General features: G+C 65.6%; 19 protein-coding genes. 13 read left to right on the forward strand and 6 right to left on the reverse strand.

The features are described 5' to 3' along the window. Positions 1-152 precede the first annotated feature (152 nt). Together ettA and U5O44_RS20015 are read left to right on the forward strand one after the other, a co-directional pair. Entirely contained in the window at positions 153-1,817 is a 1,665-nt protein-coding gene (gene ettA, locus U5O44_RS20010) for an energy-dependent translational throttle protein EttA (protein ID WP_322590147.1), read from the forward strand. Positions 1,818-1,881: 64 nt separating this feature from the next. Further along, positions 1,882-2,220: a P-II family nitrogen regulator gene (locus tag U5O44_RS20015; protein ID WP_322590148.1), complete on the forward strand. Its 339-nt coding sequence runs from the start codon at positions 1,882-1,884 to the stop codon at positions 2,218-2,220. 37 nt (positions 2,221-2,257) lie between these two features. On the opposite strand, the gene U5O44_RS20020 is transcribed toward U5O44_RS20015, so the two are convergent. The 5 genes from U5O44_RS20020 to U5O44_RS20040 all read right to left on the reverse strand — a co-directional run bounded on the left by U5O44_RS20020 (position 2,258) and on the right by U5O44_RS20040 (position 5,203). Next, positions 2,258-2,638 carry a diacylglycerol kinase gene (locus tag U5O44_RS20020; RefSeq protein ID WP_322590149.1) on the reverse strand — a complete coding sequence of 127 codons (381 nt, stop codon included), beginning with the start codon at positions 2,636-2,638 and terminating at the stop codon, positions 2,258-2,260. A 52-nt stretch (positions 2,639-2,690) separates the two neighbouring features. Next, entirely contained in the window at positions 2,691-3,239 is a 549-nt protein-coding gene (locus U5O44_RS20025) for an RDD family protein (RefSeq protein WP_322590150.1), read from the reverse strand. 65 nt (positions 3,240-3,304) lie between these two features. Continuing rightward, positions 3,305-4,063 carry a DUF3106 domain-containing protein gene (locus tag U5O44_RS20030; protein ID WP_322590151.1) on the reverse strand — a complete coding sequence of 253 codons (759 nt, stop codon included), beginning with the start codon at positions 4,061-4,063 and terminating at the stop codon, positions 3,305-3,307. Between the two features lie 4 nt (positions 4,064-4,067). Next, a complete protein-coding gene (locus tag U5O44_RS20035) occupies positions 4,068-4,640 on the reverse strand; it encodes a DUF3619 family protein (protein WP_322590152.1) in 573 nt (190 codons plus the stop codon). After that, complete coding sequence (locus U5O44_RS20040; protein WP_322590153.1) at positions 4,637-5,203, reverse strand: RNA polymerase sigma factor; 567 nt, start codon at positions 5,201-5,203, stop codon at positions 4,637-4,639. The genes U5O44_RS20035 and U5O44_RS20040 overlap by 4 nt, the downstream gene beginning before the upstream one ends. Before the next feature lie 288 nt (positions 5,204-5,491). Between U5O44_RS20040 and U5O44_RS20045 the strand changes: the two genes are divergently transcribed. The 7 genes from U5O44_RS20045 (at position 5,492) to pbpG (ending at position 14,544) form a co-directional block, all read left to right on the forward strand. After that, positions 5,492-7,219 carry an acetolactate synthase 3 catalytic subunit gene (locus U5O44_RS20045; protein ID WP_322590154.1) on the forward strand — a complete coding sequence of 576 codons (1,728 nt, stop codon included), beginning with the start codon at positions 5,492-5,494 and terminating at the stop codon, positions 7,217-7,219. Positions 7,220-7,237: 18 nt separating this feature from the next. Further along, on the forward strand, positions 7,238-7,729 hold the full coding sequence (gene ilvN / locus U5O44_RS20050; RefSeq protein WP_322590155.1) for an acetolactate synthase small subunit: 492 nt from the start codon (positions 7,238-7,240) through the stop codon (positions 7,727-7,729). Positions 7,730-7,772: 43 nt separating this feature from the next. Beyond that, entirely contained in the window at positions 7,773-8,789 is a 1,017-nt protein-coding gene (ilvC, locus tag U5O44_RS20055; protein WP_322590156.1) for a ketol-acid reductoisomerase, read from the forward strand. A gap of 145 nt (positions 8,790-8,934) precedes the next feature. Next, positions 8,935-9,777 (forward strand): CDP-diacylglycerol--serine O-phosphatidyltransferase, encoded by an 843-nt coding sequence (gene pssA / locus U5O44_RS20060; protein WP_322590157.1) that lies wholly within the window; start codon positions 8,935-8,937, stop codon positions 9,775-9,777. Positions 9,778-10,001: 224 nt separating this feature from the next. After that, entirely contained in the window at positions 10,002-11,711 is a 1,710-nt protein-coding gene (gene leuA / locus U5O44_RS20065; RefSeq protein ID WP_322590539.1) for a 2-isopropylmalate synthase, read from the forward strand. A 68-nt stretch (positions 11,712-11,779) separates the two neighbouring features. Beyond that, positions 11,780-13,321: a 2-isopropylmalate synthase gene (locus U5O44_RS20070; RefSeq protein WP_322590158.1), complete on the forward strand. Its 1,542-nt coding sequence runs from the start codon at positions 11,780-11,782 to the stop codon at positions 13,319-13,321. Between the two features lie 170 nt (positions 13,322-13,491). Further along, a complete protein-coding gene (gene pbpG, locus U5O44_RS20075) occupies positions 13,492-14,544 on the forward strand; it encodes a D-alanyl-D-alanine endopeptidase (protein ID WP_322590159.1) in 1,053 nt (350 codons plus the stop codon). A 30-nt stretch (positions 14,545-14,574) separates the two neighbouring features. Here the strand turns inward: pbpG and U5O44_RS20080 are convergent, their stop codons facing one another. Then, the gene (locus tag U5O44_RS20080) at positions 14,575-15,351 is read right to left on the reverse strand and encodes an IclR family transcriptional regulator (RefSeq protein ID WP_322590160.1); all 777 of its coding nucleotides are present in this window, start codon (positions 15,349-15,351) and stop codon (positions 14,575-14,577) included. Between the two features lie 34 nt (positions 15,352-15,385). On the opposite strand from U5O44_RS20080, the gene U5O44_RS20085 reads away from it, so the two are divergent. The 4 genes from U5O44_RS20085 to lpdA all read left to right on the forward strand — a co-directional run bounded on the left by U5O44_RS20085 (position 15,386) and on the right by lpdA (position 22,450). After that, entirely contained in the window at positions 15,386-16,519 is a 1,134-nt protein-coding gene (locus tag U5O44_RS20085; RefSeq protein ID WP_322590161.1) for a TIGR03790 family protein, read from the forward strand. Positions 16,520-16,827: 308 nt separating this feature from the next. Further along, complete coding sequence (locus U5O44_RS20090) at positions 16,828-19,683, forward strand: 2-oxoglutarate dehydrogenase E1 component (protein WP_322590162.1); 2,856 nt, start codon at positions 16,828-16,830, stop codon at positions 19,681-19,683. Positions 19,684-19,724: 41 nt separating this feature from the next. Then, complete coding sequence (gene odhB / locus U5O44_RS20095; RefSeq protein WP_322590163.1) at positions 19,725-20,957, forward strand: 2-oxoglutarate dehydrogenase complex dihydrolipoyllysine-residue succinyltransferase; 1,233 nt, start codon at positions 19,725-19,727, stop codon at positions 20,955-20,957. A 65-nt stretch (positions 20,958-21,022) separates the two neighbouring features. Continuing rightward, complete coding sequence (gene lpdA / locus U5O44_RS20100; protein WP_322590164.1) at positions 21,023-22,450, forward strand: dihydrolipoyl dehydrogenase; 1,428 nt, start codon at positions 21,023-21,025, stop codon at positions 22,448-22,450. Positions 22,451-22,540 lie beyond the last annotated feature (90 nt).

The raw sequence follows: 22,540 nt of genomic DNA on the forward strand, positions 1-22,540 counted from the left end.
GCGCAAATATGAAAGGGTGTGCGGATCCTAGGGGCCCGTCGCCTCGGCGTCACGCGGGCAGCCTGCCGTTGATCGCCTGCAGCGGGCCGTTCGTCGGCTGGCCGCGGTGGGCGACAATACAAGATTGGCAACAGCAACCCTACAAGACACCCATGGCCCAGTACGTTTTCACGATGAACCGCGTCGGCAAGATCGTTCCGCCGAAGCGGCAGATCCTCAAGGGCGTCTCGCTGTCCTTCTTCCCCGGCGCGAAGATCGGCGTGCTCGGCCTGAACGGCTCGGGCAAGTCCACGCTGCTGAAGATCATGGCCGGCATCGACAAGGACATCGAGGGTGAAGCCACCCCGATGCCCGGCCTGAAGATTGGATACCTGCCCCAGGAGCCGCAGCTCAACCCCGACCAGACCGTGCGCGAGGCCGTCGAGGAAGGCATCGGCGGCGTGATCGCCGCCAAGAAGCGCCTGGACGAGGTCTACGCCGCCTACGCCGACGAGAACGCCGACTTCGACGCGCTGGCGGCCGAGCAGGCCGAGCTGGAGGCGGTCATCGCCGCCGCTGGCAGCGAGAACACCGACCTGCAGCTGGAAATCGCTGCCGACGCGCTGCGCCTGTCGCCGTGGGACGCCATGATCGGCAACCTGTCGGGCGGCGAGAAGCGCCGGGTGGCGCTGTGCCGGCTGCTGCTGTCCAAGCCGGACATGCTGCTGCTGGACGAGCCCACCAACCACTTGGACGCTGAATCGGTCGAGTGGCTGGAGCATTTCCTGCAGCGCTTCACCGGCACCGTGGTGGCCATCACCCACGATCGCTACTTCCTCGACAACGCCGCCGAGTGGATCCTGGAACTCGACCGTGGCCAGGGCTTCCCGTACAAGGGCAACTACTCCGACTGGCTCGAAGGCAAGGGCAAGCGCCTGGAGCAGGAGCAGAAGACCGAAGACGCCCGCGCCAAGGCGATGAAGATCGAACTGGAATGGGTGCGCAAGAACGCCAAGGGCCGCCAGGCCAAGAGCAAGGCGCGTCTGGCCCGCTTCGAGGAACTGTCGGACGTCGACTACCAGAAGCGCAACGAGACCAACGAGATCTTCATCCCGGTGGCCGAGCGCCTGGGCAATGAGGTGATCGAGTTCGAGGGCGTGACCAAGAGCTTCGGCGACCGTGTGCTGATCGACAACCTGAGCTTCAAGGTGCCGGCGGGCGCCATCGTCGGCATCATCGGCCCGAACGGCGCCGGCAAGTCGACGCTGTTCCGGCTGATCCAGGGTGTCGAGAAGCCCGACACCGGCGAGGTCAAGATCGGCAAGACCGCGCGCCTGGCCTTCGTGGACCAGAGCCGCCAGAGCCTGGACGACACCAAGACGGTGTGGCAGGACGTGTCGGGCGGGCTGGACAACATCGTGGTCGGCAAGTTCGTGATGCCGTCGCGGGCCTACATCGGCCGCTTCAACTTCAAGGGCAACGACCAGCAGAAGCTCGTCGGCAGCCTGTCGGGCGGTGAGCGCGGTCGGCTCCACCTGGCCAAGACGCTGGCGCAGGGCGGCAACGTGCTGATGCTGGACGAACCGTCGAACGACCTGGACGTCGAGACCCTGCGCGCGCTGGAAGAGGCGCTGCTGGAGTTCGCGGGCTCGGCGATGGTGATCTCCCACGACCGCTGGTTCCTGGACCGCATCTGCACCCACATCCTGGCGGCCGAGGGCGACTCGCAGTGGGTCTTCTTCGACGGCAACTACCAGGAATACGAGGTCGACAAGAAGCGCCGCCTGGGCGAGGAGGGTGCGCGTCCGAAGCGCTTCCGCTACAAGGCCCTCAAGTGATGTGGCCGCGAACTGGTGTTAAATTGATTCTAACCTTGACCTGCAACGCCTCCGGAGCCCGCGCATGAAACAGATCACCGCCATCATCAAGCCCTTCAAGCTCGAAGAGGTCCGCGAGGCCCTCGCCGAAGTGGGCGTCACTGGGCTGACCGTCACCGAAGTCAAGGGCTTCGGCCGCCAGAAGGGCCACACGGAGCTGTACCGTGGCGCCGAGTACGTGGTCGACTTCCTGCCGAAGGTGAAGATCGAGATCGTCGTGAAGACGGTGGATGTCGATCGCTGCCTGGAGGCCATCGTCAAGGCCGCCAAGACGGGCAAGATCGGCGACGGCAAGATCTTCGTGACCCCGGTGGAGCAGGTCATCCGCATCCGCACCGGCGAGACCGACGAAGCGGCGGTCTGATCGCTGTACGGCGCTGGGCTGGGCGGGTCTGACCGGCTCAGCCCAGGAACCGGTGCCACAGGGCTGCAGCCCAGATAGCGCCGGTCACCGCCAGACTGAGGAAGACGGCCGCACTGCCGAAGTCCTTGGCCCGTTTGGCGAGTTCATGCAGCTCGAACGAGATGCGGTCGACCGTGGCTTCGACGGCCGAGTTGAGCAACTCGACGATCATCACCAGCACGACGCTGCCCGCCAGCAAGGCGGTCTCGATCCAGCTCTGGCCGACCCAGAATGCCAGCGGCACGAGGATGACAGCCAGCCAGGTTTCCTGACGGAAAGCACTTTCGCCACGGTAGGCGCTGACGAGGCCGTCGAGCGAGTAGCCGGCGGCGTGGCGAATGCGGTCGAGGCCGGTGCGGCCCTTGTGGGGATTGGTCATGGTGGTCGATTGTGCCGCACGGGTTTTGCCGGCACGGCCACGCAGAGGGCGTCTAGCGCTTGCGCGGCGCTGGCCGCCAGGTCACCAGCCGGGTGCGGCCAAGCCGGTCGTGCAGGAATTGCCGGTCCGGCAGCAGCCGCGACAGCCCTGCATGCACGATGACACCCACGAGCAAGGCGAGGCTGTACGCACGTGAGGTGTGCAGGCCCAGCGCAGCGGCGACCGCCAGTGCCGGCAGGAACCAGAGCCAGCTCAGCACATAGCGCACCACTGCATTCACCCAGGTCACCGGGCCACCATCGGCGCGCACCACCCGGATGTGCCAGGTTTTCATGGCGACGGTCTGTCCGCCATGCACCCAGAACCAGGCGAAGTACAGCCCGAGGATGCAGAACAGGAAGAGTTGCATCTCCAGTCTGCCGTGCAGGGCATGGCGCTGGTCCGTGAGCGTCGAGAACAGCAGCCCTGCGATCATCAGCACGCCGAACAGCACCACGCCTTCGTACAGCATGGCTGCCAGACGCCTGCGCAGGCCGGGCGTGGGCAGGGTGGCCGGATCGGCGTCGTCCGGGGTGTAGGGCAAAGGGGGGCGGGTGGCCATGGATGGGTCGGCAGGCAGGGCGTGTGGCAGGAACAGGGACGGGGACAGGCAGTGCCCGGAGCCGCTCAGGGTACATCCGGGCGGGTCATCGGACCGGCGCCGGCGCCCTGAGGGCCGCGCTGTGGCAGCAAGGTGTGGCTCTGGATGAATTCGGGGGTCGCCGCGATTTTCGGCAGGCCGGCCTGCTGGTGGCGGGGTGGGGTGGGCGGCTTGCTGATCGGGCGGGTGCTGGTGCCGACGCTGGCGAGAACCGTTCCCGGAGCGGCCGTCTGCGGGCGGGCCGTCGGCCGTGGCGCGTTCACGATGTTCGACTTGGTCTGCACACTGTCGATGGCGGGGGTCTTGCGTGCGGCAGCGGCTTTCGGCGCGGAAGCGGCCAGCGGACGGCTGCTGGCCTGGGCGGTCAGTGCCTTGCGTTCCTCGGCGGGCAGATTCTGGTAAGTCTCCCAGCGAGTCTGGCGTTCGGTGGCGGGCAGTCTGCGCATCTCCTCGAAGCTGATGCGTGCCGCGTTGCGCTGGGCCGTGGTCATCGTCGCCCAGTCGAGCATGCGTTCGTGCAGCCGTTGCTGCTGCACTGTCGGCAGCCCCGGGTAGCGCTCTGCCACGTCGAGCCATTTCTGCTTGCGCTGCGGGTCGATGCCAGACCACTGGGCCTGCAGTGGCTTGAGGGCCTGGCGCTGGCTGGCGCTGAGTTCTGCCCAGCCCGGTCCAGCGGCAAGCTGTGCTGTCGGCGCGGTCTGGGCGCCGACCTGCAATGGGGCGACCAAGGCGAGGGCAATCAACAGGAGTGCGGTCTGGCCTGCCGGTACAGCGTGTCGGACCATGGGCTCAGTTTCCGGTGGGCGGAGTCAGGTCCGACGGGGTTTCGACGGCCAGTGTTTCGAGTGTTTCGATTGCCACCGGGGCCACCGGGGCCACCTCGGGCGGCCGACGCAGGAACTCGCCGAAACCTGCGTCCAGGTAAGCGGCCGGCGGCAGATCGTCCCCGAGCAACTCGGTGTCCATCTGGGCGGCCTGCGCGATGCGCTCGCGGTCTTCCCATTCCCCCAGGCCTGCCAGGCCGAGCGCGAGCACCATCGCCGGCACCAGCCAGCCCAGTCGGCCCCACCAGACCGATTCTTCCCCCGACGGGCCAGACCGGCCAAGCAGGGCGGTGCCGCTGTTCGGATTGGCCAGAACGATCGAGAGGTTGCTGGCTTCCTCGGCTTGCGGGCGCCGTGCGGCTGTCGGGCGGGCCTGGGCAACGGCCTGCTGGCGCGCCACGCGCAGGCGCTCGCTGATGTCATGCGGCACAGCCTGGGCGCCTGCTTCCAGGCGGGCCGTCAGTCGCAGGGCAAAGCGTGCCTCGATGGCCTCCGCCTCTGTGGGCAGTCTGGTGCGTGTGGTCGACGCGGTGTTCACAGTGAGATTCCCTTGGCTTTGAGCGCTTTGGCCAACGCATGCACTGCGCGCGAACAGTGCGTCTTGACACTTCCTTCCGAGCAACCCATGGCCGTGGCTGTCTCGGCAACATCCATTTCCTCCCAGTAACGCATAAGGAATGCTTCACGTTGACGGGGCGGGAGCTGCGAAACCGCTTCTTCGATCTGTTGCAGTGTCTGGACCCGTGCAAACGCGTTGTCGGCGCTTTCCGAGTCCCCCGCCGTGGTTTCGGTGGCCAGGTGCTCCAGCAGATCGAAGTCGGCGTCGCCGTCGTTGCCCTCGAATTCCGAGAAGTTCTTCAGGACCGCATTGCGCACCTTCTGGTGGCGGAACCAGTCCATGGTCGCGTTCGACAGGATGCGCTGGAACAGCATCGGCCATTCGTTGGTCGGGCGGTCGCCGTAGCGCTGGGCCAGCCGGATCATGGCGTCCTGGACAATGTCGAGAGCCGCGTCTTCGTCGCGCACCATGTAGACGGTGCGCTTGAAGGCGCGTTTCTCGATGCTCTGCAGGAAGTCGGAAAGGGCGTTGTCGGCGGCCAAGGATGTGGGGCCGCAGCGGGCGGCGAGCAGCAGGGAGCGTGGCGCCACGGTACGTGGGCTTTTGCGGCCGCGATTATGGCACCCACCCGCCCTGCGCCGCGCCGCAGCATGGCCGTTGCGCAAGAGTGCGATAATCCCGCCTTCGCACCCAAGCGTGCAATGGTCTGCGCCGCTCGCCCGACCCGGATGACGGCGTACATGACCCCCCGGCGCCAATCCCACCTCACGAGGGCGAGGGGAGGCGCACCGATCGATTTTCGTCAGAGAAAACCCGAAAGGTTCATTCACATGGACAACGCTAAGCCCGAGCTGAACGGCTCGGAAATCCTGGTCCGCAGTCTGCAGGCCGAAAATGTCGAATTCATCTGGGGCTATCCCGGTGGTTCGGTCCTCTACATCTACGACGCGCTCTACAAGCAAGAGACGATCCAGCACGTCCTGGTGCGCCACGAGCAGGCGGCGGTGCATGCCGCCGACGGCTATGCCCGCGCGACCGGCAACGTCGGCGTGGCCCTGGTCACGTCCGGCCCCGGCGTCACCAATGCAGTGACCGGCATCGCCACGGCCTACATGGACTCGATCCCGATGGTCGTGATCACCGGTCAGGTGCCGACGCCCGCGATCGGCCTCGACGCCTTCCAGGAGTGCGACACCGTCGGCATCACGCGCCCGATCGTCAAGCACAACTTCCTGGTCAAGGACGTGCGCGACCTGGCTGTGACGATCAAGAAGGCTTTCCACATCGCCCGCACGGGGCGCCCCGGTCCGGTGGTCGTGGACATCCCGAAGGACGTGTCGCTGAAGACGGCCGCGTTCCAGTACCCCGAAACGATCGAGATGCGCTCGTACAACCCGGTGCGCAAGGGCCACGGCGGCCAGATCCGCAAGGCCGTCTCGCTGCTGCTGTCGGCCAAGCGTCCCTACATCTACACCGGCGGCGGCGTGATCCTGGGCAATGCGTCGGCGGAGCTGCGCGAACTGGTCGACCTGCTGGGCTACCCGGTCACGAACACGCTGATGGGGTTGGGGGCCACGCCGTCCACCGATCCGCGCTTCCTCGGCATGCTGGGGATGCACGGCACGTATGAAGCCAACATGACGATGCAGAACTGCGACGTCCTGCTGGCGGTGGGCGCGCGCTTCGATGACCGTGTGATCGGCAACCCGAAGCACTTCGCCTCGGTCGAGCGCAAGATCGTCCACATCGACATCGACCCCTCGTCGATCTCCAAGCGCGTCAAGGTGGACATCCCCATCGTCGGCGACGTGAAGGATGTGCTGCAGGAGCTGATCGCCCAGATCCGCGAGCACCAGCAGCGCGCCGACCCGGCCGCGATGAACGCCTGGTGGGCGCAGATCAACGAGTGGCGTGGTCGCGAGTGCCTGAAGTACAAGCCCTCCGACGAGGTCATCAAGCCGCAGTACGTGGTCGAGACGCTCTGGAACCTGACCCGCGGCCGTGACACCTACATCACGTCCGACGTCGGTCAGCACCAGATGTGGGCGGCGCAGTACTTCGGCTTCGACGAACCGCGCCGCTGGATCAACTCCGGCGGCCTGGGCACGATGGGCGTCGGCCTGCCGTACGCGATGGGCATCAAGCTGGCCAAGCCGGAGTCGGATGTGTTCTGCATCACCGGCGAAGGCTCGATCCAGATGTGCATCCAGGAGCTGTCGACCTGCCAGCAGTACCAGACGCCGGTGAAGGTCATCAGCCTGAACAACCGCTACCTGGGCATGGTGCGGCAGTGGCAGGAGCTGGACTACGGCAGCCGCTACTCGCACAGCTACATGGACGCGCTGCCGGACTTCGTGAAGCTGGCCGAGGCGTATGGCCACGTCGGCATCAAGATCGAGAAGCCCTCCGAGGTCGAGCCGGCCCTGAAGGAGCTGATCCGCCTGAAGGACCGCACCGTGTTCCTCGATGTGCGCACCGACCGGACCGAAAACGTCTGGCCGATGGTGCAGGCCGGCAAGGGCATCTCCGAGATGCTGCTCGGATCCGAAGACCTGTGAGTTGCCGAGGACACTGACATGAAACACATCATTGCCCTCCTGCTGGAGAACGAAGCCGGCGCCCTGTCGCGCGTGGTCGGCCTGTTCTCGGCCCGTGGCTACAACATCGAGAGCCTGACGGTCGCCCCGACCGAGGACGGCTCGCTGTCGCGCATGACCATCGTGACCAACGGCTCCGACGAGGTCATCGAGCAGATCACCAAGCACCTGAACCGCCTGATCGAGGTGGTGAAGGTGGTGGACCTGACCGAAGGCAGCTTCACCGCCCGCGAGCTGATGCTCATCAAGGTGCGCGCCGTCGGCAAGGAACGCGAGGAGATGATGCGGCTGGCCGACATCTTCCGCGGCCGCATCATCGACGTGACCGACAAGAGCTACACCATCGAGCTGACGGGTGACTCCGACAAGCTCGATGCCTTCATCCAGGCGGTGGACCGCACCGCCATCCTAGAAACCGTGCGCACCGGTACCAGCGGGATCGGGCGCGGTGAGCGCATCCTGCGTGTTTGATCGACCCCCGCTACAGCTACAGACTCAGAAAACGGAACTCCCCATGAAGGTTTACTACGACAAGGATGCCGACCTCTCCCTGATCAAGGGCAAGAACGTCACCATCATCGGCTACGGCTCGCAGGGCCACGCCCACGCCCAGAACCTGAACGACTCGGGCGTCAAGGTCACGGTCGGTCTGCGCAAGGGTGGCGCGTCCTGGGCCAAGGCCGAGAAGGCTGGCCTGAAGGTCGCCGAGATCGCCGACGCCGTGCGCGACGCCGATGTCGTCATGATCCTGCTGCCCGACGAGCAGATCGCCTCGGTCTACAACGCCGAAGTCGGCCCGAACATGAAGGAAGGCGCCTCGCTCGCCTTCGCCCACGGCTTCAATGTCCACTACGGCCAGGTCGTGCCGCGCAGCGACATCGACGTGTGGATGGTCGCCCCGAAGGCCCCGGGCCACACCGTGCGCGGCACCTATGTGCAAGGTGGCGGCGTGCCGCACCTGATCGCCGTCTACGCCGACAAGTCGGGCAAGGCGCGTGACCTGGCCCTGTCCTACGCCTCCGCCAACGGCGGCGGCAAGGCCGGCATCATCGAGACCAACTTCCGCGAAGAGACCGAGACCGACCTGTTCGGCGAGCAGGCTGTGCTGTGCGGCGGTGCCGTCGAGCTGATCAAGGCCGGTTTCGAGACGCTGGTGGAAGCCGGCTACGCCCCCGAGATGGCGTACTTCGAGTGCCTGCACGAGCTGAAGCTGATCGTGGACCTGATCTACGAAGGCGGCATCGCGAACATGAACTACTCGATCTCGAACAACGCCGAATACGGCGAGTACGTGACGGGCCCGAAGGTCGTGACCGCTGCCACCAAGGAAGCCATGCGCCAGTGCCTGAAGGACATCCAGACCGGCGAATACGCCAAGTCCTTCATCCTGGAAAACAAGGCCGGCGCTCCGACGCTGATCAGCCGCCGTCGCCTGACCGAAGAGCACCAGATCGAAGTCGTCGGCGAGAAGCTGCGCGCGATGATGCCCTGGATCAAGGCGAACAAGCTGGTCGACAAGAGCCGCAACTGAGCGAGCCAGACGCCAGCAAAGAGCAGCGCTTCGGCGCTGCTTTTTTTTGGTCGCACGCCAGCAGGATCGACGATCTGCCGCCGCAGGCGCGATTGACGGCGCTCTGAATGCACGTGCCTGCCCGCGCTTCGCGATAATCGGCGGCATGAACGATCCCACAACGTCCCACCGTCCCGACCCCCTTGACGATCTGGATGGCCCGGCCCCGCCCCGTCCCCGCCGCAAGGGCATCTACATCCTGCCCAACCTGTTCACGCTGGCAGGCCTGTTCGGCGGTTTCTACGCTGTCGTGATGGCGATGAACGGGCGCTTTGACCAGGCGGCGATCGGTGTGTTCTGCGCCATGGTGCTCGACAGCCTGGATGGCCGCGTCGCCCGCATGACCAACACCCAGAGCGCCTTCGGCGAGCAGATGGACAGCCTCGCTGACATGGTGTCCTTCGGTGCGGCGCCTGCGCTCATCATCTATGAATGGGCGTTGCGCGGCCTGGGCAAGCTGGGCTGGCTGGCGGCGTTTGTCTATTGCGCCGGCGCTGCGCTGCGTCTGGCGCGCTTCAACACCAACATCGGCGTGGTCGACAAGCGCTTCTTCCAGGGTCTGCCCAGTCCGGCGGCCGCGGCGCTGGTGACCGGCCTGATCTGGGTGATGGACGACATGGGCTACAAGGGCGTGCGCGACATCGCCTGGCTGACCTGGACCGCGTTTGCGCTGACCCTGTTCGCCGGTCTGACGATGGTCACGAACGTGCCCTTCTACAGCTTCAAGGACGTGAACTTCAAGCGCTCCGTGCCCTTCATCGTCATCGTGGCGATTGCCCTGGGCATTGCGGTCATCACCTACCACCCACCGCTGGTGCTGTTCGCTGTCTTCATCGTCTACGGGCTGTCGGGCTACGTGGTCTACGGCATCAAGAAGTCCAAGGGCCGTCCGGTCAGCGTGATCGCGACTTCCAAGGACGAGCCGGACGAAGAAGGCCTGCACCGCTGATGTGCGTTGTGTCCGTGCCAGGTGCTATAGTGCCCCGATGATCTGCTCCGCCCGATTCTTCTCGCTGCTACTACTGGGAGTGCTCCGGGCGCGCTGATCAGTCACACCTGTACCTTTTGTGGATCAACGGCCCGCCTCAGCGCAACGCAGCGGGCCGTTTGTATTTGTGATGCTGCGTTGACGGATCCTTTCCCGGTTCCCCTTTCCCGTCACACACCATGAGCATGCTGAACAACCCCGCCCAGAAATACCGCCCGTTCGCCCCGGTGCGCCTGACCGACCGCACCTGGCCCGATGCCGTGCTGACGCAGGCGCCGGTCTGGTGCAGCGTTGACCTGCGCGATGGCAACCAGGCGCTGATCGAGCCGATGGACAGCGAACGCAAGCTGCGCATGTTCGAGCTGCTGGTGCGCATCGGCTTCAAGGAGATCGAGGTCGGTTTCCCTTCGGCCTCGCAGACGGATTTCGATTTCGTGCGCCGGCTGATCGAGCAGCGCCTCATCCCCGATGACGTCACCATCCAGGTGCTCACCCAGGCGCGCGAGCACCTGATCGACCGGACGTTCGAGGCGGTGCAAGGCGCCCCCCGCGTGGTCGTGCATGTCTACAACGCCACGGCGCCGGTGATGCGCCGCGTGGTGCTCGGGCTGGACGAGGACGGCATCGTCGAGCTGGCGGTGACCCACGCGCAGATGATCCGCGACCGGGCCGCGCAGCGCCCCGAGACACACTGGACCTTCGAGTATTCGCCCGAGATGTTTTCCGGCACTGAACTCGCGTTCTCGCGGCGCGTGGTGGACGCCGTCACTGCTGTCTGGGCACCGACGCCCGCACACAAATGCATCATCAACCTGCCGTCGACGGTGGAGCACTCGACGCCCAATCTCTTCGCTGACATGGTCGAGTGGATGCACCGCCACCTCGCCCGGCGTGACGCGATCGTGCTCTCGGTCCACCCCCACAACGACCGCGGCACCGGCACGGCCGCGGGCGAGCTGGCGCTGATGGCCGGCGCGGACCGCATCGAGGGCTGCCTGTTCGGCAACGGCGAGCGCACCGGCAATGTCGACCTGGTCAACATCGCGCTCAACCTCTACACCCAGGGCGTGGCGCCGGGGCTGGACTTCTCGGACATCGACGCGATTCGCCGCACGGTCGAGCACTGCAACCAGTTGCCGGTGCATCCGCGCCACCCGTATGTCGGCGATCTGGTCTACACCTCGTTCTCCGGCTCGCACCAGGACGCGATCAAGAAGGCCTTCGCCGCCCGGCGCGAGGGCGATCTCTGGGACATGCCCTACCTGCCAATCGACCCGAAAGACCTCGGCCGCAGCTACGAGGCGGTGATTCGCGTCAACAGCCAGTCCGGCAAGGGCGGCATCGCCTACCTGCTGGAGGCCGAGTACGGGCTGGAGTTGCCGCGGCGGCTGCAGATCGAGTTCAGCCAGGCGGTGCAAGCGGTGACCGACGGTGAGGGCCGTGAGGTGATTGCCGCCGATCTCTGGGCGATCTTCTCGCGCGAGTACGGGCTGGACCAGCGCCCGGCGGACCTGCGCGGCCTGCACCAGCAAGACATCGCGCCGGAGGGCTCTGTCCGGGTGAGTGCCGACTGGCACGGCCCGAACGGCTGGCAGCCCTTGAGCGGGCAGGGCAACGGGCCGCTGGACGCCTTTGTCGCGGCACTCGGTGCGGCGACTGGCCAGCCGATCGAGGTGCTCGATTACCACGAGCATGCGATCGGTGCCGGAGCTGGGGCGCGGGCAGCGGCCTTTGTCGAGGTGCGCATCGGCCAGGGGCCGACCTGCTTCGGCGTGGGCATCGATGCCAACATCGTGACGGCCTCGGTCCATGCCGTGCTGTCGGGCTGGACGCGTGCCAGCCAGCGCCACCAGACCGCCACCCGGGCGGGTGCAGTCGAAGAAACGATTTCCTGAATCCCTGAATCCCTGAGTCCCTGAGTCCCTGAGTCCTTGAATCCCGACGTGCTGAGGAGCCAACCACCATGACCGACAAACTGATCATTTTCGACACCACCTTGCGCGACGGCGAGCAGTCGCCCGGCGCCTCGATGACACGCGACGAGAAGCTGCGCATCGCCCGCCAGCTGGAGCGGCTGAAGGTGGACGTGATCGAGGCTGGTTTTGCCGCCTCGTCCAACGGCGACTTCGAGGCAGTCAAGGCCATCGCCGATGTCATCAAGGACTCGACCGTGTGCTCGCTGGCCCGCGCCAACGACCGCGACATCTCGCGCGCGGCCGAAGCGCTGCGCGGCGCCAACTCGGCGCGCATCCACACCTTCATCGCCACCAGTGCCCTGCACATGGAGAAGAAGCTGCGCATGACGCCCGAAGAGGTGCTGCAGCAGGCGCGCCTGTCGGTGCGGTTCGCGCGCAACCTCTGCGCCGACATCGAGTTCTCGCCGGAAGACGGCTACCGCTCGGACCCGGACTTCCTGTGCCGCGTGCTGGAGGCCGTGATCGACGAGGGCGCCACCACGCTCAACATCCCGGACACCGTCGGTTACGCGATCCCGGAGCTGTACGGCAACTTCATCCGCACCCTGCGCGAGCGCGTGCCGAACTCGGACAAGGCGATCTGGTCGGTGCATTGCCACAACGACCTGGGCATGGCGGTGGCCAACTCGCTGGCGGGCGTGAAGATCGGCGGTGCGCGCCAGGTCGAATGCACCATCAACGGGCTGGGTGAGCGCGCGGGCAACTGCTCGCTCGAAGAGATCGTCATGGCGGTGAAGACCCGGCGTGACTACTTCAACCTGGACCTGCGCATCGACGCCACGCAGATCGTGCCGGCCTCGCGCATGGTCGCGCAGACCACCGGCTTCGTCGTGCAGCCCAACAAGGCCGTCGTCGGCGCCAACGCCTTCGCGCACGCCTCCGGCATCCACCAGGACGGCGTGCTCAAGGCGCGTGACACCTACGAGATCATGCGGGCCGAGGACGTGGGCTGGGCCGCCAACAAGATCGTGCTGGGCAAGCTCTCGGGCCGCAACGCCTTCAAGCAGCGCCTGCAGGATCTGGGCATCTCGCTCGCCTCCGAGGCCGAGGTGAACACCGCGTTCATGAAGTTCAAGGATCTGGCCGACCGCAAGAGCGAGATCTTCGACGAGGACATCCTCGCGCTGGTCAACGACGAGAGCGTCAGCGCCGAGGTGGAACACTACCGCCTGCTCGCGCTGTCCCAGCAGTCGGAAATGGGCGAGCGTCCGCATGCGAAGGTTGCATTCGCGGCAGGGGCGACCGAGTACCACGCCGAGTCCGATGGCAACGGCCCGGTGGACGCCAGCCTCAAGGCGATCGAGTCGAAGCTGGCCACCGGTGCGGAGTTGCTGCTGTATTCCGTGAATGCCATCACGTCCGGCAGCACGGAGTCCCAGGGCGAGGTCACTGTTCGGCTTCAACATGGCGGCCGCGTCGTCAATGGTGTCGGCGCTGACCCCGACATCGTGGTTGCCTCGGCCAAGGCCTATCTGGCGGCATTGAACAAGCTGCACAGCAAGGCCGAGCGCGTCGCTGCACAGGGTTGACGCCAGGATCGCATGAACAGGGGGTCAAAACTGAAAATCATCCGGTCTTGTGGGCCTTGTGGAACCCCGTTTCCTTAACCTAGACTGATTTCAGCTCCCTGTCATGATGTGTCTGAAAGTATTTTGTGAATCAAAACAGCCTGAGTCGGTCTAGGTTCGCGACAAAGTGGATGCCCTTGCTGCTGGGGATGTGGATGGCGATGGCCTGCGCAGCGGCAGACGCCGCCACGCGCAGCACCAAGAACGACGCGCAAGCGGGCAAGGCTCGCAAGGCGGTCAGTGCGTCTGTGGCTCCGCGCAAGGCGCTGCCTCGGGCAACGGTCGCGCGCAAGGCCTCTCGCCGTGCGGTGCGCGAGGCGAGCGTTCCGGCTGCGCCGCCGCGGCTCTCCTTCGGGGAAGCGGGCGGCCTGCACGCCGTCCACGATCCGCTCGACCTGAAGTCCAGCGTCGCGCTGGTGGTGGACCAGGACACCTCCGAAGTGCTGTTCAGCAAGAACTCCCAGGCTGTTCTGCCGATCGCCTCGCTGACCAAACTCATGACGGCGCTGGTGGTGGTGGAGTCCCGGGCTCCGATGGAGGAGGTGCTGCGGGTGTCGGAGGAGGACATCGACACCGAGAAAGGCAGCCGCTCGCGTCTGGTGGTTGGCAGTGAGCTGAGCCGCGGGGAGCTGCTGCACCTGGCGCTGATGTCATCCGAAAACCGTGCCGCCAATGCACTGGGACGCCATCATCCCGGTGGTCTGCCGGCGTTCGTGATGGCCATGAACCGAAAGGCGAATGCCCTTGGCATGACCGGCACCCACTTCGTGGAGCCGACCGGTCTTTCGAGCAACAACCAGTCCAGCGCATCGGATCTGGCTCGGCTGGTCAAGGCGGCCTACGGATATCCATTGCTGCGGCAGCTGTCCACCTCGCCGGAGCTGGAGGTGGCGCTCGGCCAGCGCACCTTGCAGTTCCACAACACCAACAAGCTGGTCAGCAACCCCACATGGGAAATCGGTCTGCAGAAGACGGGCTACATCGTGGAGGCCGGTCGTTGTCTGGTGATGCAAGCACGGCTGTCCGGACGCTCGCTCATCATGGTCTTCCTGGACTCGGCGGGCAAACATTCGCGTCTGGGCGATGCCGAACGCATTCGGCGCTGGCTGGAATCCTCGGACACAGTCCGTCCTGTCAAGCATTTGCCGGCGCATCCTGCGACAGGCCCGACTCCCGTTTCCTGAGTCGCCCGGTCTGCGTCGGCGCCTGCACTGTCAGGGCTGGTGGTGGCCGAGTGCGGCAGATATCGTGGCGGCCGTGTCCCGCAGCTTGTCGCACCAGCCTTCTTCCAGGCGGTCTGCAGGCGCGGAGATCGACAGACCGGCGATGAGGCGGCCCTGGTCATCGTGGATGCCGGCTGCCATGCAGCGCACGCCGAGTTCCAGCTCTTCGTTGTCGCGGGCAATCTCGGTCTGGCGCACGCGGGACAGTTCCCGCTCCAGCATGGGCAGATCGGTGATGCTGTTGCGGGTATGTCCGGCCAGACCGGTCCGTGTGGCGTAGCTGCGCACCCGCTGTGGATCGTCGTGTGCCAGAAAGAGCTTGCCGACCGAGGTGAGGTGCAGCGGAGCCCGACCACCGACCGCCCGCACCACCTGCATGCCCGATCGCTCGGAATAGGTGCGCTCGATGTAGACGATCTCGTCGCCCTGTCGCACGGACAGGTTCACGGGCTGGTGGGTGAGCTTGTGCAGTTCGCGCATCGGCACGAGTGCCGCGTCCCGCACGTCGAGCCGGGCCTTGACCAGATTGCCCAGTTCAAGAAGTCGCATCCCGAGGCGATAACTGCCGGCTTCGGGGCGGTCCACGAAGCGACCGATCGCCAGATCGTTCAATATCCGGTGCGCTGTCGATGGGTGCAGGCCAGTCTGCTCGCTGATCAGCTTCAGCGAGACGGGATCCTGGTGCGTCGCCAGCACGTTCAGCAGCGTGAACATGCGGTCCATCACCTGAATGGCCGGTGTCTGGCTGGAGCTGTCCTTTTTGGTCATGGTGACTCGAGTGAAATTCAAGGTCTATTTTTGCATGGCGAAACACTGGATGCTGCACTGCCTCGTGTTTCTTGCCGGCAGTGTGTTGCTGAGCGCCGCCGCGGGGGTGTCGGCCCAGCCGGCCGAGGCCGTGGCGCCGGGGGCTTCTGATGTCGCCCAGCCGCCTGTCAGGCGCGTACAGCCGCTGGTGCGTGCGCCACGCGTCATCGGCCGGGTGCAGGCCGCCGATCTGGGCCTGGTGATCAACACGGCCGATCCCTACTCGGTCGAGGTCGGTGAACATTACCGGCGTGTCCGCGGGATCGCCGAGGCACACGTGCTGCGCGTCGAGCTGCCCGTGCAGGCGCGGCTGGCGGTCGCGGACCTGGAGCGCTTGCGTCGCCGCATTGACGAGCAGTTCGATGGCCGGGTCCAGGCCCTGGCGCTGGCCTGGACGCAGCCCTATGCGGTCGACTGCCAGTCGATCACCTCGGCGGTCACGCTTGGTTTTGATCCGCAGCTCTGCAACCAGCCCTGCGGTCGACGTGCAGCGTCGCCGCTGTTCAATTCCGCCACCTCGTCGCCATTCAAGGATCTCGGATTGCGGCCGTCCATGCTGCTGGCGTCGTCTGATGTCGAACGGGCCCGCAAGCTGATTGACCGTGGCCTGGCCTCCGACCACACGCTGGGGCTGCTGGGCGCAGCGCCGGTGCAGGCGCATTTCATGACGGCCTCGGACACGGTGCGCAGCGTGCGGGCGCCGCTGTTTCCCCCCGCCGGCTTGCAGCGGCGCATCGGGCTGGACAACCGCCTGGGCCAGGGCGATCTGCCGCAGGACACGGTGCGGGTGGTGCTGGTGCAGACCGGTGTCGCACAGTTCCAGGGTGCAGGCACGATCGACTGGGTGCCGGGAGCGCTGGCGGACCATCTGACCTCGTTTGGCGGACAGCTGGACCGGTCCAGCGGACAAAGCACGGTGCTCGATTGGCTGGATGCTGGCGTGACCGCTAGTTATGGAACTGTCAGCGAACCGTGCAACCATCTGCAGAAGTTCCCCCATCCGCAAATTCTGCTGCTCCATTACCTGCAAGGCAGCACCGCGCTGGAAGCCTACTGGAAGAGCGTGGCGTGGCCGCAGCAGGGTGTGTTCGTGGGGGAGCCCCTGGCGGCGCCATTCGCGCGCCAGTGAGCGTGAATCGATAAAAAAGGAGACAGTCGTGTCACACGACCCCGGCAGCCGACGCTGCACCCTGGAGCACGCGCCATGCGTCGCTTTGCGTCATTTTGACAACAGTCACGCCTGTGGCTCGTCTGAAACCCGCGCCCTTGGCTTAAGCACAGGTGCTACAGTCATTGGCTTGACTTTATAGGTCCTTCCCGTCCCCTTCTCTGGCAACAGCTAAGGCGGGTCGCGATCCGCCAATCGGTTTAGCCGAGTCGCGGAAGGTTGTCCAACCCATCGGAGCCCCGGATACCAGGGCGCAAGGTGAGCGAAATATGATGCAGCAATACAGGACGAACTCGTACCTCTTCGGTGGCAACGCCCCTTATGTCGAGGAAATGTACGAGGCGTACCTCGATAACCCGGGCTCCGTGCCGGACAACTGGCGTGACTACTTCGACGCGCTCCAGCATGTCCCGGCGACCAACGGCTCCGACAGCCGTGACGTGGCCCATGCGCCCGTCATCGAGTCCTTTGCCCTGCGTGCCAAGGCCAACGCCTTCGCGCACCGCGCCAGCGAGACCGATCTTGCCATCGCCCGCAAGCAGGTCCATGTCCAGTCCCTGATCGCCGCCTACCGCTCGCTGGGCTCGCGCTGGGCTGACCTTGATCCGCTCAAGCGCACCGAGCGCCCGAAGATTCCCGAACTCGAGACGGCGTTCTACGACCTGACCGAGTCCGACATGGACATCACCTTCTCGGCCACGAACACGTATTTCACCAAGGCCGACAGCATGACCTTGCGCGAGATCGTGCAGGCGCTGCGTGAGACGTATTGCGGCACCCTGGGTGCCGAGATCATGCACATCACCGAGCCGGCCGAGAAGCGCTGGTGGCAGGAGCGGCTGGAGTCGATCCGCAGCAAGCCCTCGTTCTCGCCGGAAAAGAAGAAGTCCATCCTCGACCGCCTGACCGCAGCCGAAGGCCTGGAGCGTTTCCTCCACACCAAGTACGTCGGCCAGAAGCGCTTCTCACTCGAAGGCGGCGAGAGCTTCATCGCCGCGATGGACGAGATCGTGCAGCGCGCGGGTGACAAGGGTGTGCAGGAAATCGTCATCGGCATGGCCCACCGCGGCCGCCTGAACGTGCTGGTGAACACCCTGGGCAAGATGCCCAAGGACCTGTTCGCCGAGTTCGACCATACCGCCCCGGAAGACCTGCCGGCTGGCGACGTGAAGTACCACCAGGGCTTCAGCTCCGACATCTCCACCCCCGGCGGTCCGGTCCACCTGAGTCTGGCGTTCAACCCGTCGCACCTGGAAATCGTCAACCCGGTGGTCGAAGGTTCGGTGCGCGCCCGCCAGGACCGTCGCGAGGACAAGCTCGGCGCCCAGGTGCTGCCGGTGCTGGTGCACGGTGACTCGGCCTTCGGCGGCCAGGGTGTGAACCAGGAAACGCTGATGCTGGCGGCCACCCGTGGGTATTCCACCGGCGGCACGGTCCACATCATCATCAACAACCAGATCGGCTTCACCACGTCGGACCCGCGCGACCTGCGCTCGACGCTGTACTGCACCGACATCGTCAAGATGATCGAAGCGCCGGTGCTGCACGTGAACGGCGACGATCCGGAAGCCGTCGTGCTGGCCGCGCAGCTCGCGCTGGAGTACCGCATGGCGTTCCGCAAGGACGTCGTGCTGGACATCATCTGCTTCCGCAAGCTGGGCCACAACGAGCAGGACACCCCGAGCCTGACCCAGCCGCTGATGTACAAGAAGATCGGCGCCCACCCCGGCACCCGCAAGCTCTACGCCGACAAGCTGGCTGCGCAGGGCATGGGCGAGACGCTGGGCGACGAGATGGTCAAGGCGTTCCGCGCTGCGATGGACGCCGGCCGCCACACCATCGACCCGGTCATCAGCAACTTCAAGAGCAAGTACGCGGTCGACTGGTCGCCCTTCCTCGGCAAGAAGTGGACCGACTCGGCCGATACCGCCATCCCGCTGACCGAGTGGAAGCGGCTGGCCGCGCGCCTGACCACGATCCCGGCCCACGTCAACCCGCATCCGCTGGTCAAGAAGGTCTATGACGACCGCGCCGCGATGGGCCGTGGTGAAGTCAATGTCGACTGGGGCATGGGCGAGCACATGGCGTTCGCCTCGCTGGTGGCGGCCGGTTATCCGGTGCGCCTGTCCGGCGAGGACTGCGGCCGTGGCACTTTCACGCACCGCCATGCCGTGATCCATGACCAGAAGCGCGAGAAGTGGGACGAAGGCACCTACATCCCGGCGCAGCACGTCGCCGACAACCAGGCCACCTTCACCGTCATCGACTCGATCCTGTCGGAAGAGGCGGTGCTGGGCTTCGAATACGGCTATGCCGCCGCCGAGCCCAACACGCTGACCATCTGGGAAGCCCAGTTCGGCGACTTTGCCAACGGCGCGCAGGTCGTGATCGACCAGTTCATCGCCTCGGGCGAAGTGAAGTGGGGCCGTGTCAACGGCCTGACGCTGATGCTGCCGCACGGCTACGAAGGCCAGGGTCCGGAGCACTCGTCGGCCCGCCTGGAGCGCTTCATGCAGCTGGCCGCCGACACCAACATGCAGATCGTGCAGCCGACCACGGCCAGCCAGATCTTCCATGTGCTGCGCCGTCAGATGGTGCGCTCGCTGCGCAAGCCGCTGGTGCTGTTCACGCCGAAGTCGCTGCTGCGCAACAAGGATGCGACCTCGCCGGTGAGCGAGTTCACCAAGGGCGAATTCCGCACCGTCATCAGCGACCAGAAGGCGGACCTCGTGGCCGAGAAGGTCAAGCGCGTGATCGCCTGTTCGGGCAAGGTCTACTACGATCTGGTCAAGAAGCGCGAGGAGAAGAAGTCAGGCGACGTGGCCATCATCCGCGTCGAGCAGCTCTATCCCTTCCCGCACAAGGCCTTTGCCAACGAGCTGAAGAAGTACCCGAATCTGGTGGACATCGCTTGGTGCCAGGACGAGCCGCAGAACCAGGGCGCCTGGTTCTTCGTGCAACACCAGATCCACGAGAACATGCAGGACGGGCAGCGTCTCGGCTATGCCGGCCGTCCGGCATCGGCGTCGCCGGCGGTCGGCTACGCCCACCTGCACCAGGAGCAGCAGAAGGCGCTGCTCGACCAGGCCTTCGCCAAGCTCAAGGGCTTCGTGCTGACCAAGTGACCCTGCCGTACTCCCGCTAACCTCACAAGATTCGAATCATCATGGCCATCGTAGAAGTCAAAGTCCCCCAGCTGTCCGAGTCCGTTGCCGAAGCGACGATGCTGCAGTGGAAGAAGAAGCCCGGCGAAGCCGTCGCCATCGACGAAATCCTGATCGAGATCGAGACTGACAAGGTCGTGCTCGAAGTGCCGGCACCGGCCGCTGGCGTGCTCGCACAGATCATTGCCGGCGACGGTGACACCGTTGCCAGCGATCAGGTCATCGCCAGAATCGACACCGAAGGCCAGACGGCGATCAGCCCGATCCAAGTCACGGCGGTTGTGGCCGCTGCGCCTGCACCGGTTGCCGTCAGCAAGGCCGATGTCGCCATGCCGGCCGCTGCCAAGCTGCTGGCCGACAACGGCCTGAGCGTCGGCGACGTCGCTGGCTCCGGCAAGGATGGCCGCGTCACCAAGGGTGATGTGCTTGGCGCCGTGGCCGCAGGTGCCAAGGCTGCTCCGGCGCCTGCGCCCGCTGCTGCACCGGCCAAGCCGCTGCCGGCCGTGGCCGCTGCCGCCCCGGTCAGCCTGGGTGACCGTTCGGAGCAGCGCGTACCGATGAGCCGCCTGCGTGCCCGCGTGGCCGAGCGCCTGCTGCAGTCGCAGTCGCAGAACGCCATCCTGACCACGTTCAACGAAGTGAACATGGCCCCGGTCATGGACATGCGCAAGCGCTTCCAGGACAAGTTCGAGAAGGAACACGGCATCAAGCTCGGCTTCATGTCGTTCTTCGTCAAGGCCGCGGTCGCCGCGCTGAAGAAGTTCCCGGTGCTGAACGCCTCGGTGGACGGCAACGACATCGTCTACCACGGCTATTTCGACATCGGCATCGCCGTGGGCTCGCCGCGTGGTCTGGTGGTGCCGATCCTGCGCAACGCCGACCAGATGACGTTTGCCGACATCGAGAAGAAGATCGCCGAATTTGGCAAGAAGGCCAAGGAAGGCAAGATCTCGATGGACGACCTGACGGGCGGCACGTTCTCGATCTCGAACGGCGGCACCTTCGGCTCCATGCTGTCGACCCCGATCATCAACCCGCCGCAGTCGGCCATCCTGGGCGTGCACGCGACCAAGGACCGTGCCGTGGTGGAAAACGGTCAGGTCGTGGTGCGCCCGATCAACTACCTGGCGATGTCCTATGACCACCGCATCATCGACGGCCGCGAAGCCGTCCTGGGTCTGGTGACCATGAAGGAAGCGCTGGAAGACCCGGCCCGCCTGCTGTTCGACATCTGATCGACCCCATGTGAGTCACGAGCGCCCCTTCGGGGGCGTTTTGCCAAGATCCTCAGGAATTGAACATGTCCAAGCAATTTGATGTCGTCGTCATCGGCGGCGGCCCCGGCGGCTACATCGCCGCGATCCGTGCAGCACAACTGGGCTTCCAGGTCGCCTGCATCGACGAATGGAAGAACGAGAAGGGCGGCCCGGCCCCCGGCGGCACCTGCACCAACGTCGGCTGCATCCCGTCGAAGGCCCTGCTGCAGTCGTCCGAGCACTACGAACACGCAGCCCACCACTTCGGCGACCACGGCATCAGCCTGGACAACCTGAAGATGGACGTGGCCAAGATGGTCGGCCGCAAGAACACCGTCGTGAAGCAGAACAACGACGGCATCCTGTTCCTGCTGAAGAAGAACAAGGTCAGCTTCTTCCACGGCCGCGGCTCGTTCGCCAAGGCGGTCGAAGGTGGCTATGAAATCAACGTCGCGGGCGCTGCCAACGACGTGCTGACCGCGAAGAACGTCATCGTCGCGACCGGCTCCAACGCCCGCGCGCTGCCGGGTGCCCCGTTCGACGAGGACAAGATCCTGTCGAACGACGGCGCGCTGCGCATCGGCGCGGTGCCGGCCAAGCTGGGCGTGATCGGCTCGGGCGTGATCGGTCTGGAAATGGGCTCGGTCTGGCGCCGTCTGGGTGCGGAAGTCACCATCCTCGAAGCCATGCCCGGGTTCCTGGGCGCGGCCGACGAAGGCGTGGCCAAGGAAGCGCTCAAGGCGTTCAAGAAGCAGGGCCTGAAGTTCGAGTTCGGCGTCAAGATCTCCAAGGTCGATGCCTCGGGTGACGGCGTGGTCGTGTCCTTCGCCGATGCCAAGGGCGCCGAGCAGACGCTGGCGGTGGACAAGCTGATCGTGTCGATCGGCCGCGTGGCCAACACCATCGGCCTGAACCCGGAAGCGGTCGGTCTGGCGCTGGACGAGCGCGGCATGATCGTCGTGGACGGTGACTGCAAGACCAACCTGTCCGGCGTGTGGGCGGTCGGTGACGTGGTGCGCGGCCCGATGCTGGCGCACAAGGCCGAGGAAGAGGGCGTTGCCGTCGCCGAGCGCATCGCCGGTCAGCACGGCCACGTGAACTTCGCGACCATCCCCTGGGTGATCTACACCAGCCCGGAAATCGCCTGGGTCGGCCGCACCGAGCAGCAGCTCAAGGCGGACGGCGTGGCGTACAAGGCTGGCCAGTTCCCGTTCCTCGCGAATGGCCGCGCCCGCGCGCTGGGCGACACCACCGGCTTCGTCAAGTTCCTGGCCGACGCCACGACCGACGAGATCCTGGGCGTGCACATCGTCGGCCCGATGGCCTCCGAGCTGATCTCGGAAGCCGTGGTCGCGATGGAGTTCAAGGCCTCGGCCGAAGACATCGCCCGCATCTGCCACGCGCACCCGTCGCTGTCGGAAGCCACCAAGGAAGCGGCGCTGGCCGTGGACAAGCGCACGCTCAACTTCTGAGCCCGCGCGGGGTCTGCCCGCTGCATGCAACCATCAGGGGCGGCGCGAGTCGCCCCTTTTTCCGTTGTCCCACCCTCTCGCCTTGCCGAC

This window comes from Sphaerotilus sp. (assembly GCF_034519685.1).
Lineage (GTDB): Bacteria > Pseudomonadota > Gammaproteobacteria > Burkholderiales > Burkholderiaceae_C > Sphaerotilus.